Origin of the sequence: Shinella zoogloeoides, from assembly GCF_020883495.1 — a bacterium.
GTDB lineage: Bacteria > Pseudomonadota > Alphaproteobacteria > Rhizobiales > Rhizobiaceae > Shinella > Shinella zoogloeoides.
The window spans coordinates 633,800-650,226 of the sequence record NZ_CP086610.1 but is presented as its reverse complement, the minus strand read 5'-3'; the positions used below and the strand labels follow the sequence as shown (position 1 = coordinate 650,226).

At 65.8% G+C, this 16,427-nt stretch carries 16 protein-coding genes, 1 tRNA gene and 1 pseudogene; 10 read left to right on the top strand and 8 right to left on the bottom strand.

Annotated elements, in window-relative coordinates; all coding sequences use genetic code 11:
* The first annotated feature begins 81 nt into the window (after nt 1-81).
* From K8M09_RS03160 to K8M09_RS03140, 5 genes are all read left to right on the top strand, one after another.
* Nucleotides 82-594 (top strand): NUDIX hydrolase, encoded by a 513-nt coding sequence (locus tag K8M09_RS03160; RefSeq protein WP_160785673.1) that lies wholly within the window; start codon nt 82-84, stop codon nt 592-594.
* A gap of 69 nt (nt 595-663) precedes the next feature.
* Nucleotides 664-2,166, top strand: coding sequence for an inorganic phosphate transporter (locus K8M09_RS03155; protein WP_160785367.1), 1,503 nt, complete (start codon nt 664-666; stop codon nt 2,164-2,166).
* A gap of 10 nt (nt 2,167-2,176) precedes the next feature.
* On the top strand, nt 2,177-2,914 hold the full coding sequence (locus K8M09_RS03150) for a 16S rRNA (uracil(1498)-N(3))-methyltransferase (RefSeq protein WP_160785366.1): 738 nt from the start codon (nt 2,177-2,179) through the stop codon (nt 2,912-2,914).
* A 135-nt stretch (nt 2,915-3,049) separates the two neighbouring features.
* Nucleotides 3,050-4,423, top strand: coding sequence for a glutamate--cysteine ligase (locus K8M09_RS03145; RefSeq protein ID WP_160785365.1), 1,374 nt, complete (start codon nt 3,050-3,052; stop codon nt 4,421-4,423).
* 148 nt (nt 4,424-4,571) lie between these two features.
* Nucleotides 4,572-5,420 carry a DUF937 domain-containing protein gene (locus K8M09_RS03140; RefSeq protein WP_160785364.1) on the top strand — a complete coding sequence of 283 codons (849 nt, stop codon included), beginning with the start codon at nt 4,572-4,574 and terminating at the stop codon, nt 5,418-5,420.
* A gap of 141 nt (nt 5,421-5,561) precedes the next feature.
* Here K8M09_RS03140 and K8M09_RS03135 read toward each other — a convergent pair whose 3' ends face one another.
* Entirely contained in the window at nt 5,562-5,858 is a 297-nt protein-coding gene (locus tag K8M09_RS03135; protein ID WP_160785363.1) for a DUF1127 domain-containing protein, read from the bottom strand.
* Nucleotides 5,859-6,132: 274 nt separating this feature from the next.
* Here K8M09_RS03135 and K8M09_RS03130 point away from each other — a divergent pair, with 274 nt between their 5' ends.
* Both K8M09_RS03130 and K8M09_RS03125 read left to right on the top strand, forming a co-directional pair.
* Complete coding sequence (locus K8M09_RS03130) at nt 6,133-7,086, top strand: LysR substrate-binding domain-containing protein (protein WP_160785362.1); 954 nt, start codon at nt 6,133-6,135, stop codon at nt 7,084-7,086.
* A complete protein-coding gene (locus tag K8M09_RS03125; protein ID WP_160785361.1) occupies nt 7,080-7,655 on the top strand; it encodes a GNAT family N-acetyltransferase in 576 nt (191 codons plus the stop codon). Before K8M09_RS03130 ends, K8M09_RS03125 begins: the two co-directional genes overlap by 7 nt.
* Nucleotides 7,656-7,671: 16 nt before the next feature.
* On the opposite strand, the gene K8M09_RS03120 is transcribed toward K8M09_RS03125, so the two are convergent.
* From K8M09_RS03120 to K8M09_RS03105, 4 genes are all read right to left on the bottom strand, one after another.
* Nucleotides 7,672-8,091: an MAPEG family protein gene (locus tag K8M09_RS03120; RefSeq protein WP_160785360.1), complete on the bottom strand. Its 420-nt coding sequence runs from the start codon at nt 8,089-8,091 to the stop codon at nt 7,672-7,674.
* A 96-nt stretch (nt 8,092-8,187) separates the two neighbouring features.
* Entirely contained in the window at nt 8,188-8,550 is a 363-nt protein-coding gene (locus K8M09_RS03115; protein ID WP_160785672.1) for a hypothetical protein, read from the bottom strand.
* Nucleotides 8,551-8,686: 136 nt separating this feature from the next.
* Entirely contained in the window at nt 8,687-10,183 is a 1,497-nt protein-coding gene (gene guaB / locus K8M09_RS03110) for an IMP dehydrogenase (RefSeq protein WP_160785359.1), read from the bottom strand.
* Between the two features lie 358 nt (nt 10,184-10,541).
* The gene (locus K8M09_RS03105; RefSeq protein ID WP_160785358.1) at nt 10,542-11,537 is read right to left on the bottom strand and encodes an MBL fold metallo-hydrolase; all 996 of its coding nucleotides are present in this window, start codon (nt 11,535-11,537) and stop codon (nt 10,542-10,544) included.
* Nucleotides 11,538-11,770: 233 nt separating this feature from the next.
* Here K8M09_RS03105 and K8M09_RS03100 point away from each other — a divergent pair, with 233 nt between their 5' ends.
* Nucleotides 11,771-13,180, top strand: coding sequence for a DHA2 family efflux MFS transporter permease subunit (locus K8M09_RS03100; protein WP_160785357.1), 1,410 nt, complete (start codon nt 11,771-11,773; stop codon nt 13,178-13,180).
* A 4-nt stretch (nt 13,181-13,184) separates the two neighbouring features.
* On the opposite strand, the gene K8M09_RS03095 is transcribed toward K8M09_RS03100, so the two are convergent.
* Genes K8M09_RS03095 through K8M09_RS03085 form a run of 3 tightly spaced genes read right to left on the bottom strand, consistent with a single transcriptional unit; the run spans nt 13,185 to nt 15,825 of the window.
* Entirely contained in the window at nt 13,185-13,568 is a 384-nt protein-coding gene (locus K8M09_RS03095; protein WP_160785356.1) for a VOC family protein, read from the bottom strand.
* Nucleotides 13,568-14,287 (bottom strand): RlmE family RNA methyltransferase, encoded by a 720-nt coding sequence (locus K8M09_RS03090; protein WP_160785355.1) that lies wholly within the window; start codon nt 14,285-14,287, stop codon nt 13,568-13,570. Before K8M09_RS03090 ends, K8M09_RS03095 begins: the two co-directional genes overlap by 1 nt.
* Nucleotides 14,284-15,825, bottom strand: a complete 1,542-nt coding sequence (locus tag K8M09_RS03085; RefSeq protein WP_160785354.1) for a Ppx/GppA phosphatase family protein — start codon at nt 15,823-15,825, stop codon at nt 14,284-14,286. The genes K8M09_RS03090 and K8M09_RS03085 overlap by 4 nt, the downstream gene beginning before the upstream one ends.
* A gap of 236 nt (nt 15,826-16,061) precedes the next feature.
* Here K8M09_RS03085 and K8M09_RS03080 point away from each other — a divergent pair.
* A tRNA-Gln gene (locus K8M09_RS03080) sits at nt 16,062-16,135 on the top strand.
* Nucleotides 16,136-16,189: 54 nt separating this feature from the next.
* Nucleotides 16,190-16,369: pseudogene (locus K8M09_RS23770) on the top strand (DUF6538 domain-containing protein); the annotation flags it as partial.
* Nucleotides 16,370-16,427 lie beyond the last annotated feature (58 nt).

Sequence of the window (16,427 nt, the reverse complement as noted above, 5' to 3'; positions counted from 1 at the left end):
AATCTCGCGCAAGCAAGATATCCGATAACGACTCAGCGAGCGTTTTCCGGCAAGAGGCCGGCAAGAGGAATGAAGAAGACCTTGAACATTCTCAACCGCATCGTCAGCGACGTCCATCTCATGTTCCGCCGGCCCGTGCGTGAACAGTACGGCGCGCTGTGCTACCGGGTGAAGAAGAAGCGCCCGACGGTCGAGGTCCTCGTCATCACGAGCCGCGACACCGGCCGCTGGGTCATTCCCAAGGGCTGGCCGATGGACGGCAAGAGCGCATCGGCCGCCGCCGCGCGCGAGGCCTGGGAAGAGGCCGGCGTGAAGGGCACGATCGGCGCGGAGCCGGTCGGCAGCTATCATTACATGAAGGGCCTGCCGCATGGCCTCAAGGTCGATTGCCGGGTGCGCGTCTTCCCGCTCGCCGTCGACGATGTCTGCAAGAACTTTCCGGAAAAGGGCGAACGGCGCGCCGAGTGGGTGGACTGCGCGGAGGCCGCCAGCCGCGTGCAGGAACCGGGCCTGAAGACGCTTCTCCTCGCCTTCGAGCGGAAAATCCTCGGCGAGACCGTCCCCGACGCCAAAAACGGCACCGCCGGCGCCTGACAGGCCTTTGTCATATTGCCGCCGATGCCATGAGGCGATAGTGCCTTGCGGCAAAACGGAGCAGCATGAATGGCGAATTCTCAGGTCCGGCTCGGCAAGCCGACGCTGGACAAGGATCTTGAAAAACTGACCTTCACCGAACAGGCCACGCATTTCGTGCTGCGGTCGTGGACGGGTGTCGGGATTTCGCTCGTCTTCCTGCTGATCACCATGACCGTCGCCGGCTCCTTCGCCACCGGCACGCCGGGCGTGCTGGTCATCGCCGTCACGGCGGCGCTCGCCGCCTACATGGCCATGAATATCGGCGCGAACGACGTGACGAACAATGTGGGCGCGGCCGTCGGCGCGCGCGCCATGAGCATGGGCGTCGCCCTCGTCATCGCCGCGATCTTCGAGATCGCCGGGGCGCTGCTCGCCGGCCAAGGCGTCGCCCAGACGGTCGCCTCCGGCATCGTCGACCGGGCGATCTTCCCCAATCCCGAAACCTATGCCTGGGCGATGATGGCCGCCCTCGTCTCGGCCGCGATCTGGATCAATATCGCAACGCTCGCCAATGCGCCGATCTCCACCACCCACGCCATCATCGGCGGCGTCATCGGCGCGGGCGCGGCGGCGAGCGGCTTTCAGAGCGTGCAATGGGACGCCATCGCCGTCATCGTGGTGAGCTGGACCGTCTCGCCGATCCTCGGCGGCGTGATCGCGGCGGCGTTCCTTTATTTCATCAAGGAATTCATCATCTACCGCGAGGACAAGATCGACGCGGCCAAGACCTGGGTGCCGGTGCTCGTCGCGCTCATGGCCGGTTCCTTCGCCGCCTTCCTCGCCAATGGCGGCACGAACGGCTTCTACGATCTTTCCTTCGGCAAGGCGCTGCTGGTGGGCGTCGGCTTCGGCCTTCTCACCTATATCGTCACGCGGCCGATCATCCGCCGCCATGCGGAAGGCCTCGACAACCGCAACCAGTCGCTGCGCACGCTCTTCCGCCTGCCGCTGATCTGTTCGGCCGCGCTGCTCTCCTTCGCCCATGGCGCCAACGACGTGTCGAACGCCGTCGGCCCGCTCTACGGCGTGGTTTCGGCGCTCAGGGCAGGCGCGGCCACCGGCGAGGCGGCTATCCCGCTCTGGGTGATGGTCATCGGCGCGTTCGGCATCTCGCTCGGCCTACTGCTCTTCGGCCCGCGCCTCATCCGCATCGTCGGCAACGAGATCACCAAGCTCAATCCGATGCGCGCCTTCTGCGTGGCGCTCTCCTCCGCCGTCGCCGTACTGACCGCATCGGCGCTCGCCATTCCCGTCTCCTCGACGCATATCGCCGTCGGCGCGGTGTTCGGCGTCGGGCTGTTCCGCGAATGGTACACGCGCAATTCCCAGCGGCGCATCGACTATATCCGCAGCCGCGGCAACCGCGTCGCCTCGGAGGAGCCGGTGGCCAACCCGGACGAGACCCGCCGGCGCTACCTCGTGCGCCGCTCGCATTTCATGACGATCGTCTCGGCCTGGATCGTGACGCTGCCGGTCTCGGCCGCGCTCTCGGCCCTCGTCTTCCTCGCCCTCAACACGCTTTTCACCTGAGAGGCAGACCATGCGCGCCAATTACCGGATGCAGCGCCTCTTCGTAGCGGACGCCCTTCAGGCAGGTGTGGCCTTCGAGGCCGCCAAGGAGCATTTCCACTACCTGACGAATGTGCTGCGCATGGCGGAAGGCGACGCCGTGCTGCTGTTCAACGGGCGCGACGGCGAATGGCGGGCCGAGCTTTCCTTCCCCACGCGCAAGCGCCTGCTGCTGACGCCCGTCGAGCAGACGCGGCCGCAACCCGCCCCCTCGGACCTCTACTATCTCTTCGCGCCGCTGAAGGTCGGCCGGCTCGATTATCTCGTGCAGAAGGCCGTGGAGATGGGGGCCGGCGTGCTGCAACCCGTCATGACGCAGCATGTGCAGGGCAAGATCACCAGCATGGAGCGGCTGGAGGCCAATGCCGTCGAGGCAGCGGAACAGTGCGGCATCCTCGCCATTCCGCGCGTCGCCGCGCCGCGCCGGCTGGAGGACCTTCTCGCCGACTGGCCGCGCGAGCGCCGCATCGTCTTCTGCGACGAGGGACACGGCAGCCAGAACCCGCTTCCGGCGCTACGGGAGATCAAGGAACGCAAGCTAGCCTTGCTGGTCGGCCCGGAGGGCGGCTTTTCCGATGAGGAGCGGGCACTGCTGCGCAGCCTCGACTTCGTGACGCCCATTCCGCTCGGCCCGCGCATCCTGCGCGCCGACACGGCGGCGGTGGCGGCGATGGCGATCATCCAGGCGGCCATCGGCGACTGGGAATAATTTTTTCGAAAAGTCGAGTGGGATATTTTGAATCTGCCTTGAAAGGAATTCGCTTGCACCGCATCTAATTCCGGTCCAAGCACCCTCCAAGGCCCGGCCTTCCGCCGGGCGCCATCCGTTCAGAAGAAGACGCCCATGGCCCGTGACACCACCGACCAGACGCCCATCCGCTCCGTTGCGGACATGGCGGACTATCTCGCCGACGGCAACAAGCCGAAGGAGAAGTTCCGCATCGGCACCGAGCACGAAAAATTCGTCTTCTTTACGGCGGACAACAGCCCCGTCCCCTATTTCGGGGAGGCGAGCATCTCCGCGCTGCTCAACGGAATGCAGGCCAAGACCGGCTGGGAGCCGATCATGGACGCCGGCAACATCATCGGCCTTGCCGAGCCGTCGGGCATGGGCGCGATTTCGCTGGAGCCGGGCGGCCAGTTCGAGCTTTCCGGCGCGCCGCTGGAAAACCTGCACCAGACCTGCAAGGAATCCAACCAGCACCTCGCCACGCTGCGCGAGATCGCCGAACCGCTCGGCATCCGCTTCCTCGGCATGGGCGGCAGCCCGAAATGGTCCTTCGCCGAAACGCCGCGCATGCCGAAAAGCCGCTACGACATCATGACCCGCTACATGCCGAAGGTCGGCAGCCAGGGCCTCGACATGATGTACCGCACCTGCACGATCCAGGTGAATCTCGACTTCTCCTCGGAAGCCGACATGCGCCGCAAGATGCAGGTGTCGCTGAAGCTCCAGTCCATGGCGACCGCGCTCTTCGCCTCCTCGCCCTTCACCGAGGGCAAGCCGAACGGCCTGCTCTCCTGGCGCGGCGACATCTGGCGCGACACGGACAACAACCGCGCCGGCCTCATCCCCTTCGCCTTCGAGCCGGATTTCGGCTTCGAGAACTATGTGGAATGGGCGCTCGACGTGCCGATGTATTTCATCGTGCGCGACGGCAAGTATCACGACTGCACGCATGTCACCTTCCGCCAGTTCATGGCCGGCGCGCTGAAGGGCGAGGTCGCCGACTACGAGCCGAATCTCGGCGACTGGACGAACCACCTTTCCACCCTCTTCCCGGATGTGCGCCTGAAGCGCTTCCTCGAAATGCGCGGCGCCGATGGCGGCCCGTGGCGGCGCATCTGCGCGCTGCCGGCCTTCTGGGTGGGACTGCTCTATGACGACGGCGCGCTCGACGCCGCCGAGGCGCTGACGCGCGACTGGACGGTCGAGGAAGTCTCTGCCCTGCGCAATGCCGTGCCGGCTCAGGGCCTCAAGGCCGATTTCCGCAGCAAGCCGCTGCTCGACGTCGCCCGCGAGGTCGTCGCGATTTCCCGCCAGGGCCTTGCCGCCCGGGCGCGCCTCAACGGCGACGGCGTCGACGAGACGGTCTTCCTTGCCCCGCTCGACGAGGTTCTGGCCAAGAAGGCGACGCTGGCCGAGGACATGCTGGCGCTCTACAACGGCCGCTGGAACGGTTCGATCGAGCCGGTCTTTGCCGAATACCAGTACTGAGCCTGCCCACAAGAAAGCGGTTTGCGCGGCTGAAATTGCCGTTATAGTGCAGGCACATGCATGTGCCTGCCGGAGCAATGCCGGCAAAAGCGCGCAGCGGTTTTGCGTCGGCAATTGCACAGAAGCGCTCTAGGGGAAGGGGTTCGCGATGCTTTCGCTTTACGACATGATGATGCAGGCTCAGAACGGCAATGCCGCCGAGGTCATGGCGCGGCAGTTCGGCCTTGCGCAGGAACAGGCGACGAAGGCGGTTGCGGCATTGATGCCGGCCTTTTCCGAGGGCTTCAAGCGCAACGCTTCCAATCCCTACGACATGGCCGCCTTCATGAAGGCGCTGACCACCGGCGACCATGCGAAATATTTCGAGGACATGGGCAAGGCCTTCACGCCGCAGGGTCTGGCGGAAGGCAACGGCATTCTCGGCCACCTCTTCGGCAACAAGGACGTCTCGCGCGCCATCGCTGCACAGGCGGCGCAGATGACCGGCATCGGCCAGGAAATCTACAAGCAGATGCTGCCGGCCATGGCGAGCGCGCTGATGGGCGGCATCTTCAAGCAGTCCCTCGCCCCGTTCTTCCCCGGCGCGGGTGCGAGCGGCACGGCGCAGGCCAATCCGCTTGCCGACATGATGCAGCAATGGGCCGAGGCGACGGGTTTCGCCAAGAAGCAGGAACCGGCCAATCCCTTCACCGACAACCCCTTCACGCAGGCCGCGCAGGAATTCTTCGGCACGAAGAAGGATGCGCCGGCAAACCCCTTCACCGACAATCCCTTCGCGAAAGCCTTCCAGGACATGATGGCGGGCATGGGCGGCCAGCAGGCCGCAAACGGGAAGCCGAGCGCGCCCGAAAGCTCGCCGGCGGATTCGCTGAAGACCCTCGTCAACACGATGTTCGACACGGGCCTTGAGATGCAGAAGGACTACCAGCGCAACATCGAGTCGATCTTCGAGACCATGCGCAACGGCATGGAAACCGACGGCGGCAAGAAGGGCTGAGGCCGGGCGCGGCTTTCCATCCATGAAAAAGCCCGGCGCGGACCTTGGGGATCGCACGCCGGGCAAGCGGCAGGGTTATTGGCTCTCACCCTGCGGGGAAGTCTCGTGCCGTCCCGAAAGGCAGGACGGCACCGGAGGATATCAGTCCGTGCGGCCGCTGCGCAGGTGACGGCGGGCGCGCTCACGGGCCGCGATCGTCAGATGCAGGCCGGCATCGGAGAAGTAGGACGCGGCGCGCACATCCCGGACATCGTTGCGGCACAGACCCATGTCGAAGAGCTGGTAATCCTCCAGCTCGCCCAGCCGGTTGATCAGGCGGCGATTCTGCCATGCACGGATAAATCTGGAGGCGGCGCTGCGGGCGCGGGCGAAGAGGCCCGGCGTCGGCCGGCGCGTCGCGAGAATATCGATTTCCATCTTACGGTCGATCATGCGCATGGCATTTTCTCCTTTCCGGCTTCGCGCTCCATCGTCCTCGATGGGGTTCACGCGATACCTGTGATCGTTACCGCCCACGAAAACGGGCGGCGGTTCGGGGGCTGGTTTCAAACGGGGGCCGCTCACCGGGAGGTCTGCGGCGAGACGGCATTCTCCGAAGAACGTTGACCGGCGGACGGGTTATCGTTCAACAATTGCTTTTTCGCAGAATCCCATTGATCAGTCCAACGAATGTTTCTAATAGTATCAATCAAACAATCTTATGGGTATCGTTATGTCCGCTCCGTTAGACATAGACCAGCTCCAGACCTTCGTTGCGATTGCCGATACCGGAAGCTTCACGCGGGCGGCGGAGCGGGTCTTCAAGACCCAGTCGGCCGTTTCCATGCAGATGCGGCGCCTTGAAGAGCGCATCGGCAAGCAGCTCTTCATGAAGGACGGGCGCGGCAACCGGCTGACGGCGGAGGGCGAGCGCCTGCTTAACTATGCCCGCCGCATGCTGCGCCTCAACAACGAGGCCATCGCCGCCTTCGACGACAACCGCCTCGAAGGCATGCTGCGCATCGGCACGCCCGACGACTATGCCGACCGCTACATGCCCGAGATCATCATGCGCTTCGCCAAGACGCATCCCAATGTCGAGCTGTTCATCGTCTGCGAGCCTTCGGTGGACCTGGCGGAAAAGATGGCCAAGGGCGAGCTGGACATCGCGCTCGTCACGCACAATCCGCGCCAGCGCCAGTCGGATGTGGTTCGCACCGAGCCGCTGTGCTGGGTCATGTCCGCCAACCATCCGCTGCCGGAGAACGCGCCGGTGCCGCTCGCCGTCGGGCGGCGGGACTGTCAGTGGCGGCAGATCGCCTGCGCGGCGCTCGATTCGGTCGGGCGCGACTATCAGGTCCTGTTCACGAGCTGGTCCTCCACCGTCGTCGCCGCCGCCGTCATGGCGGGCATGGCCGTCTCGGTGCTGCCGGAATCGGCGCTGCGACCGGGCATGAAGGTGCTGACGCAGGCGGACGGCTTTCCGCCGCTCGCGCCGGTGCAGATCGGCATCATGCGCCGACCGGGCCTTTCGCCCTCGCTTTCCAACGCCATCACCAGCCACATCACCGCCTGCCTCGACAACATCACGCCGCTGACGGCGGCCGATGATCTGCCCGAGGCGGAGGTCAAGGTCTTCCCGCGCATGCCGCGGCTTAGGCCCGGGCAGATCCTGCCCGGATGGTGACCCTCATTCCCGTGGATGGCGCGCCCCTCGGCAGGCCCGGCCCATCCACGGTGGCGATCAGGCCCGCCCGCAAGGATGAAGTCGAGGCGCTGCAGCGGATCGAGCGGTCCGCCGCGCAGGCTTTCCGGCTGATCGAGGCGCTGTCCTGGATCGCCACGGGCGACGTGCAGGACGCCGGGCGGCACCTCGACCTCATCGGCAAGGGCACGAACTGGGTGGCCACCGCAGACGGCGACGATCCCGTGGGCTTCCTCAGCGCCGAGATCGCCGGACCGGAACTGCACATCTGGGAGATTTCGGTCGACCATCTGCACCAGGGCTTCGGCATCGGCCGGAAACTGATCCGCCATGCCGTCGCGGAAGCGCAGGCGCGGGGCCTTGCGGCCGTCACGCTCACCACCTTCCGCACCATTCCCTGGAACTGCCCGTTCTACGAACGGCTCGGCTTCAGCCTGCTCGACGAGGCCGGGCTTTCCCCGCGCCTTGCAGGCGTGCTGGAGGCGGAGGCCGGACACGGCCTGCCGCGCGACACGCGCTGCGCCATGCGGCTCACGCTACCGGCGACCTGAAGCGCCTTCCCGCTCGTCAGGTCATGGCGAGCCAGACGCCGAGCCAGATCCACAGCAGCATGACGACCAGCAGGCCGGCGATGAAGAGCGGGCGGCGATAGCGCAGGCGATTGCTGGTGACATGCACATAGGCATGGGCGTAGCGCAGCGCCACGAACAGCCAGCCGCCGGCCACCGTGACCGTGTTGTCGGCATCCACGAGATAGAGAAGGATGCTCACCGCATAGAAGAGCACCGGCAGTTCGAACTGGTTGGCAATGGCATTCTTGACGACGAGGCTTTCGGCCGGCTCCTCGCGGTTCTCGCGGAACTGGTCGGGCCGCGCCCGCCCCTCCTTCACCGCGCCCATGCGGCGCGAGGAGAGCAGCAGGTAGAGGCAGAAGACGAGCGCGACATGCGCGATCATCGGCCAGATCGTGGCTTCCGTGGGAGACATGACAATCCTTCGGCTTGCGGGTTCAGCCTTCTGAATAGGCGTTCGCGGCGGAAGCCTCAACCGGAAACCGCCGCCCGGCAAGCCGAAGGCTCCGCCTCATTCCGGCGTCAGCACCTCCGTGCCGGAGCCGTCCTTGCCGCTGATCGTCCAGGCCCCGTGCAGCGAGCCGTCGTCCTGCACTTCGTAGACGATGAGGCCGACCGCATCGCCCAGCACATAGGCAGCCGCAAAGGCGTTGTCATAGAGCATGCAGATGCCGTTGGACGTGGTGCCGCCGGTATTCCACTCGATGGCGCAAGTCGTCTCGCTGGTCAGTTCGATCGTCGCCGTGCCCTTGTAGGCCGAGCCGTCGAGATTCGTGCCCTCGACGGCGTAGGTTCCGGCATTGACGGTCTGCGCCTGCGCAGGCGCGATCAGTCCCAGGCCCAGCAGGGCACCGGCCAGTATCTTCTTCATGATATCCCCCCGGATGAGCCGGCGAGATTGCCGGTCCTTTCCATCCTATGCACAGGCGCGGAAAAACGGAATGGAAATCGCAGAGCCGCGAAAACGAAAATGCCCGGCCAAGCCGGGCATCTCGAAGCGGTGCGACTGATCAGAGAGCGCCCGGATAGTTCGGGCTTTCACGGGTGATCGTCACGTCATGGGCATGGCTTTCGCGCAGGCCCGCGCCGGAGATGCGCACGAAGGTCGCCTTCTCCTGATAGTCCTTGATGTCCTTGCCGCCGACATAGCCCATCGAGGCCCGCAGGCCGCCGGCGAGCTGGTGCAGAACGCCGGAGACCGGCCCCTTGTAGGGCACCTGGCCCTCGATGCCTTCCGGCACGAGCTTCAGCGTATCGCGCACCTCGGCCTGGAAGTAACGGTCGGCCGAGCCGCGGGCCATGGCCCCGACGGAACCCATGCCGCGATAGGCCTTGAAGGAGCGGCCCTGGTAGAGGAACACTTCGCCCGGGCTCTCATCCGTGCCGGCGAGCAGCGAGCCGACCATGACGGCGGAAGCGCCTGCGGCAATCGCCTTGGCAAGATCGCCCGAGAACTTGATGCCGCCATCGGCGATGACCGGGATATCGGCCGCCTGAGCGGCCTCCACCGACGCCATGACGGCCGCGAGCTGCGGCACGCCGACGCCGGCGACGATGCGGGTCGTGCAGATCGAGCCGGGGCCGATGCCGACCTTGACGGCATCCGCGCCGACATCGATCAGCGCCTTGGTGCCATCGGTCGTGGCGACGTTGCCCGCCATGATGCGAACCGAGTTCGACAGCTTCTTCACGCGGGCGACGGCATCGAGAACGCGCTGCGAATGGCCGTGCGCCGTATCGACGACGATGAGGTCGACGCCGGCATCGATGAGGCGCTCGGCGCGCTCGAAGCCGTCATCGCCGACGGAAATGGCGGCGGCGGCGCGCAGGCGGCCCTGCGCATCCTTCGAGGCGTTCGGGTTGAGCTGCGACTTCTCGATGTCCTTGACCGTGATGAGGCCGACGCAGCGGCCGTCGCCGTCGATCACCAGCAGCTTCTCGATGCGGTGGCGGTGCAGCAGGCGCTTGGCTTCCTGCTGGTCGACGTTCTCCTTGACTGTGATGAGGTTCTCACGGGTCATCAGTTCGTAGATCTTCTGCGCCGGATCGGAGGCGAAGCGCACGTCGCGGTTCGTCAGGATGCCGACGAGGCGGCCGGCCTTGGCATTGCCGCCGTTCTCGACGACCGGAATGCCGGAAATGCCGTGCGACTTCATCAGCGACAGCGCGTCGGCAAGCGTGGCGTCCGGGCCGATGGTCACCGGATTGACGACCATGCCGCTCTCGAACTTCTTGACCTGGCGGACTTCCTCTGCCTGTTCGGCGGGCGTCAGGTTGCGGTGGATGACGCCGAGGCCGCCGGCCTGCGCCATGGCGATGGCGAGGCGGCTTTCCGTGACGGTGTCCATCGCGGAGGAGAGGATCGGCAGGTTCAGTTCGAAATCGTGGGCGATGCGGGTCGCGATGTTCGTCTGACCCGGCATGACCTCGGAGTGGCCGGGCTGGAGAAGAACGTCGTCGAAGGTCAGGGCTTCGAGACCTGTCGGAGTTTCAATGATGCGCGCCATGGGCCAAGTTCCTCTAGGGTAAAGCTTACGCACCAAGGGGGACTTTGGGAGCTGTCCGCCTCGGTCGCTTGCAAGAAATTCTTGGAAGTTGGCGAGGGCTGGTAACACGTTCATGACAGGTTGGGAATAGCAAAAAGCCCGGAATCGCTTCAGGGGGCGGCTTCTGAACAGGCACGGCAGGGCACCGCCCCCTCATCCGCCTGCCGGCACCTTCTCCCCGCAAGCGAGGAGAAGGGAATTGTATCAATGTCTTGCCAAAAGGGATGAAAACAGAGCGGCGATGCCCCTTCTCCCCGCTTGCGCGGAGAAGGTCGCGGCAGCGGGATGAGGGGCCATCGCCTCCGCCGGAACCCGTCTCTCACAAATCGAACTGATAGCTCACCGGCACGAAGCGATATCCCTCTCCGGCCTTTTCCACGAAGCCGGCGGCCGGAAACGGCATGTGATAACCGATGAAGGCGAGCCTGTCGGTGGCGATCATGTCGAACACCTTCCTGCGCGTCGCGGCCGCCTGCGCCTTGTCCATGTCGAAGCGCACCTCCCAGTCGGGACGCTGCAGCGAGAGGACGAAGTGATTGGCGGTATCGGCCGTCAGCATCATCGCCCTGCCCTCCGATTCGATCCGGAAGATCATGTGGCCGGGCGAATGGCCGAAGGCATTGAGGCCGGTAATACCCGGCACCACCTCGCCCCCGTCCTCGATGAAGGTGAGCTTCTCGGCGAGCGGCTGCACCTTGGCGAGCACGCCCTGATGGCCCTGCTCGGCCGGCGTTCCCATGCGCGCGGGATTGACCCAGAAATCGTATTCCGTGCGGCCGGTGACGTAGCGCGCATTGGGGAAGGCAGGCTTGCCGCCTTCCATCAGCCCGCCGATATGATCGCCGTGCATGTGGGTGATGACGACGACGGAAATCTGGTCCGGCGTGTAGCCGGCATATTTCAGGCCCTCGACGAGCCGACCCATGCCGGCGTCGCGCCCGCCCTCGCCCATGCCCGTATCGAACAGAACGACCTCCGCGCCGGTATCCACCAGCGCCGGGGTGAAGCTGTTGACGAAGGTGTCGCCCGGCAGGAAATTCTCCTTGAGCAGCGCGCCGACCGCATCGGCGGACTGGTCGGTGCCGAAGGTCTCGTTCGGCGCGCCGGAGGCGCGCATGCCGTCGCGCACCGTCAGGATGCGGAAGCTGCCGAGCTTGAGGCTGCGGGTTTCCAGCGGTCTTACGCGCATGTCGGTGGCGTCGCTTTCCGTTTGTGCAAGGGCGGCCGCGCGGTTCAGCACCAGCGGGGCGGCCATTGTGGCGGCGCCCGCGGCCAGGAACAAGGAGCGGCGCGAGATTGTGGAACGGTCTCCCATGGGGCTAACCCTCTTTCTCGAATGGCTGCATCGGCAACAGCATGACACGGCCCAATCTAGGGCGCTGTCACGATCTCGTCCCGCCGCATCACGGGCTTGTGATCCTCAAAGCGGCACCTGCCGATTTGACAGATGCCAGAGAGGGGCGCAGAAAACGGCCGGCCCCGCGCAGCAGCGTTTCCGTTTCCCGCAGTTCCGCTTCGCTCGCCTGGAATTGCAACACCGATTTGCCGATGAACCGTATCGTTCCCCTGATCCTCGCCGTCGCGCTCTTCATGGAGCAGATGGATTCCACCGTCATCGCCACCTCGCTGCCGGCTATCGCGGCCGATCTGGGCGTCGGGCCGATCACGCTGAAGCTGGCGCTGACCGCCTACATGGTGTCGCTCGCCACCTTCATTCCGCTGAGCGGCTGGATGGCGGACCGTTTTGGGGCCAAGCGCATCTTCCGGTTCGCCATCCTCGTCTTCGTCGCCGGCTCCATTCTCTGCGCCATCTCCGGCAGCCTCCTCGCCTTCGTCGTCTCGCGCTTCCTGCAAGGTATGGGCGGGGCGATGATGACGCCCGTCGCACGCCTCGTCCTGGTGCGCAGCACCTCGCGCTCCGAATTGGTCTCGGCCATGGCGTTGCTGACGATCCCCGCGCTGGTCGGCCCGCTCGCCGGCCCGCCGCTCGGCGGCTTCATCACCACCTATTTCTCCTGGCACTGGATTTTTCTCATCAACGTCCCGGTCGGCATCGTCGGCTATGTGCTTTCCGGCATCTACCTGCCGGATATCCAGGCCGCCGCGCCGCCGCCGCTCGACTGGAAAGGGTTCCTCCTCAGCGCCGTCGCCGCCTCCGGCACGATGTTCGGCCTGTCGGTCGTCAGCCTCCCCGCCCTGCCGCCCATCATCGGCATCGCCTCGACCCTCATCGGGCTGCTCTGCGCCGTGCTCTATGTCCGCCACGCCCGGCGTCACCCCGCGCCGCTGCTCGACCTGAAACTCTTCCATGACGACGCCTTCCGCGCCGCCGCCATCGGCGGCACGCTGTTCCGCATCTCGGTCGGCGCGGTGCCCTTCCTGATGCCGCTGATGCTGCAGGTCGGCTTCGGCCTGTCGCCCTTCCAGTCCGGCCTCGTCACCTTTACCGGCGCGATCGGGGCAATCACCACCAAGTTCATCGCAAAACGCGTGCTCAGCTTCACCGGCTTCCGCACGACGCTGATCGCCGCCAGCATCTTCGGCGCGGCGCTGACCTTCGTGAACGGCCTCTTCACGCCCGCGACCCCCTTCTGGTTCATGGCGGGCGTACTGCTGATCGCCGGCTTCGTGCGCTCGTTCTTCTTCACCAGCGTGAACGCCCTTTCCTTCGCCGATATCGGCGACGAGGACGCCAGCAAGGCCACCTCGATGAGCGCCGTGCTTCAGCAGATGAGCCTTGCGCTGGGCGTCGCCGCCGCCGGCACCATCCTCGAGATCGAGACCTCCCTGAGCGGCACGCACCTTGAGCTGCAGGACTTCCAGACCGCGTTCATGATCATCTCCGCCCTCACGCTGACCGCCGCCATCCCCTTCCTCGCCATGGCGAAGAACACGGGCGCAACGGTTTCCGGCCACCGCATGGCGGCACCGGAAGCGGAAACGACCGCGGTGAAGTGAAGGACTATTCCGGCTTTTCGCAGACGGCCGCGAGCTTGTTGCCGTCGTGGTCGCGCACGAAGGCCGCGTAGAAGCTGGCATGGAACGGGCGCAGGCCGGGCGCGCCCTCGTCCGTGCCGCCTGCGGCAAGCGCTGCGGCGTGGAAGGCGTCGACAGCCGCGCGGTTCGGGGCGACGAGGGCGATGGTGACGCCATTGCCGAAGGTCGCCGGTTCGCGGTTGAAGGGCTCGACGACCCAGAAGCGGCAGCGCACATCGCCATCCGCCGCATAGCCGATCTCGCCCTGCGCTTCCTTCTGCCTGACATAGCCGAGGGCAGACAGGACCGCATCGTAGAAGCGCCCGGCGCGGTCAAGATCGTTGGTGCCGACGGTGGTGTAGAGGAGCATCAGGCTTCCTCGCCTGCTTCCGCCGCCTCGTCATCCCTCGCCTTGCGGCCCTTGAAGCCCTTGGCGAGCAGGAACATCTCCACCGATTCGGCGCGCGAGGCGCCCGGCTTCACATGGATGACCTGCTTGAAATTCTGCTTGAGCATGTTGAGCAGGTCGCGTTCCGTGCCGCCCTGGAAGGTTTTCGCGAGGAAATGCCCGCCCTCGGCCAGCACCTCGACGGCGAAATGCGCGGCGACCTCGCACAGATGCATGGTGCGCAGGTGGTCCGTCTGGCGGTGGCCGGTGGTCGGCGCGGCCATGTCGGAAATCACGAGGTTTGGCGTGCCGCCGACGGCCTCGATGAGCTTTTGCGGCGCATCGGGATCGAGGAAGTCCATCTGCAGGATATGCACGCCCGGCAGGGGATCCATTTCCAGGAAGTCGATGGCGGCGACGCGCGGGTCCGTGTCGGTCGAGCCCGTCACCTTGGCGGCGATCTGCGACCAGCTTCCGGGCGCCGCGCCAAGGTCGATGATGCGGCGGGCGCCGCTGAGGATGTTGTGCTTCTCGTCGATCTCCAGCAGCTTGAAGGCAGCGCGGGCGCGGTAGCCTTCCAGCTTGGCGCGCTGCACATAGGGATCGTTGATATGGCGCTCCAGCCAGCGGCGGGACGAGGCCTTGAGCTTGCCCTTCTTGACCTTCTGGCCGAGCTTGCGGCCGATGGGGGTCTTGGTCATGACGCCTGTCCTTCGGGCTTTGCCGGATTGCGGTGGCCGCCGCGATGGTTGCGGCGGTGGCGGCCACGGCGCCAGACGCCGTCATCGGCCATCATGTCGGTGAGCAGGCCTTCGCGCAAGCCGCGGTCGGCGACGCGCATGCGGCGCGAGGGCCAGCGCTTGCGGATCGCCTCGAGGATGGCGCAGCCGGCCAGAACGAGGTCCGCCCGGTCCGGCCCGATGCAGGGATTGGCCGCGCGGGCGGTAAAATCCCAGGAGAGAAGCCGCGCCTGCATGGCCGTGACCTCATCGTCCGAAAGCCACACGCCATCGACCCGGCGGCGGTCGTAGCGCGGCAGGTCGAGATGGACGCCGGCGAGCGTCGTCACCGTGCCGGACGTGCCGATAAGGTGGAAATCCTCCGGCGCATGGGCGCTCTCGCCCGGGCAGTCGAAATTGGCCAGCATGCCCTCGACTTCCGAGACCATGCCGGCAAAGCTTTCCGGCGTCACGTCGCGCCCGCCATGGCGCTCGGAGAGCGTGACGACGCCCACCGGCAGCGAGGTCCAGTGCGTGATGTGGTTGGCAAGCCGGCTGGAGCGGTTGTCGCCGATGCGGATGACCGCGATTTCCGAGGAGCCGCCGCCGATATCGAAGAGCACGACGGATTTCGCCTCGCGCCCGACCAGCGAAGAGCAGCCGGAGACCGCAAGCCGCGCCTCGGTCTCGCGGTTGATGATTTCGAGTTCCAGCCCCGTCTCCTCGCGCACGCGCTCGAGGAACGTCTCGCCGTTCTCCGCCGCGCGGCAGGCTTCCGTCGCGATGAGGCGGCTGCGGCGAATATTGCGGTTCTTCAGCTTGGCGGCGCAGATCTTCAGCGCCTCGACGGAGCGGTCCATCGCCTCGTCGGAAAGCCGCCCCCGCGCCGCAAGTCCCTCGCCGAGGCGCACGATGCGCGAAAAGGCATCCACGACGCGGAACTGGCCCGGCCGGGTCGGCTGGGCAATGAGCAGGCGGCAATTGTTGGTGCCGAGGTCGAGCGCGGCATAGAGCGGCGCATCGTAATGCTCGCGCTCGGCCATGCGGTGCGCCGGCGCGGTTTCGCGCCGCGGCTCGGCCATCTGCGGCGGCCGCTGTTCCGCGATCAGGTCGATCGTCGGCAGAAGGCCCGCAGCCTCCGCCACGGCCGGCGCGGCGCGCGCGGCCGACTTCTTGCCGCGATGCTTGCGGCGAGCCTTGTGGCCGTCCGCCTGACGCTGTTCATGGGGCGCTTCGCGCTGACCGACAGGCGCGAGCGGGCGCACATTCTCGCCGCCCGGATTCTTGCCGTGCCTGCGTCGCTTGTTCCGGCGCGCATTGATGCCGCTGTTTGCGGCCTGGGGGCGCTCGGCGGGCTCGGGCGAACCGGCCGCCTGGCCTGCGGGCACGGAAACGGCAGAGGGGCTGGTCGCGCCCTTCTGCTTTCCCTTGCGACGGCGCGACCGCTTCGGCCGCCCCGCATTGCCCGCATCTCGCGCCCCGGAAACGGACGGCTTTTCGCCGCTGTCGGGGTCGTTCACGTTACTGCCTATGGCGCCGCGCAAAGCCTTGGGCTGCAAGCAGGCGCTCTCTCGATCTTCGTTGGCGCGACATTACCAGCGCCCGGCCCGTTCGCCAAATTCTTTTTGTGACGGAACCACGACGGCGTGCGTCAAACGGGCCGGTGTGATTTTTTCCAAAAAAACCATTTGCAACGCGCCGCCTTTTGTTTATAAGCCCGCCTCACAGGCCCCGGCCACGCCGGAACCAGCCATGCTGGGGAATAGTTCAACGGTAGAACGACGGACTCTGACTCCGTTAATCTTGGTTCGAATCCAGGTTCCCCAGCCAATTTCCTCCTAACTCATTGAAATCATTTGCAAACATCGCGCCACCTCCGGCGGGATGAAGCGCTTTGCTACAAACCGCCGCTACAAAGGCGAGCGAAGCAGCTTGGCAGTTCCTTCCAACGTCGTCCGGCGCGGACGCATGTTTCATTTCCGAAGAGTCGTTCCCGCCGATTTGCGCGACAGGCTGAAACGACGCGAGTTCGTGCGCACCTTGGGAGCCTGTTCCCCCAGGACAGCGCGACTGCGAGCGGACGAACTATATCGGCTCACCGAAAAACTTTTCGAGAGAGCCC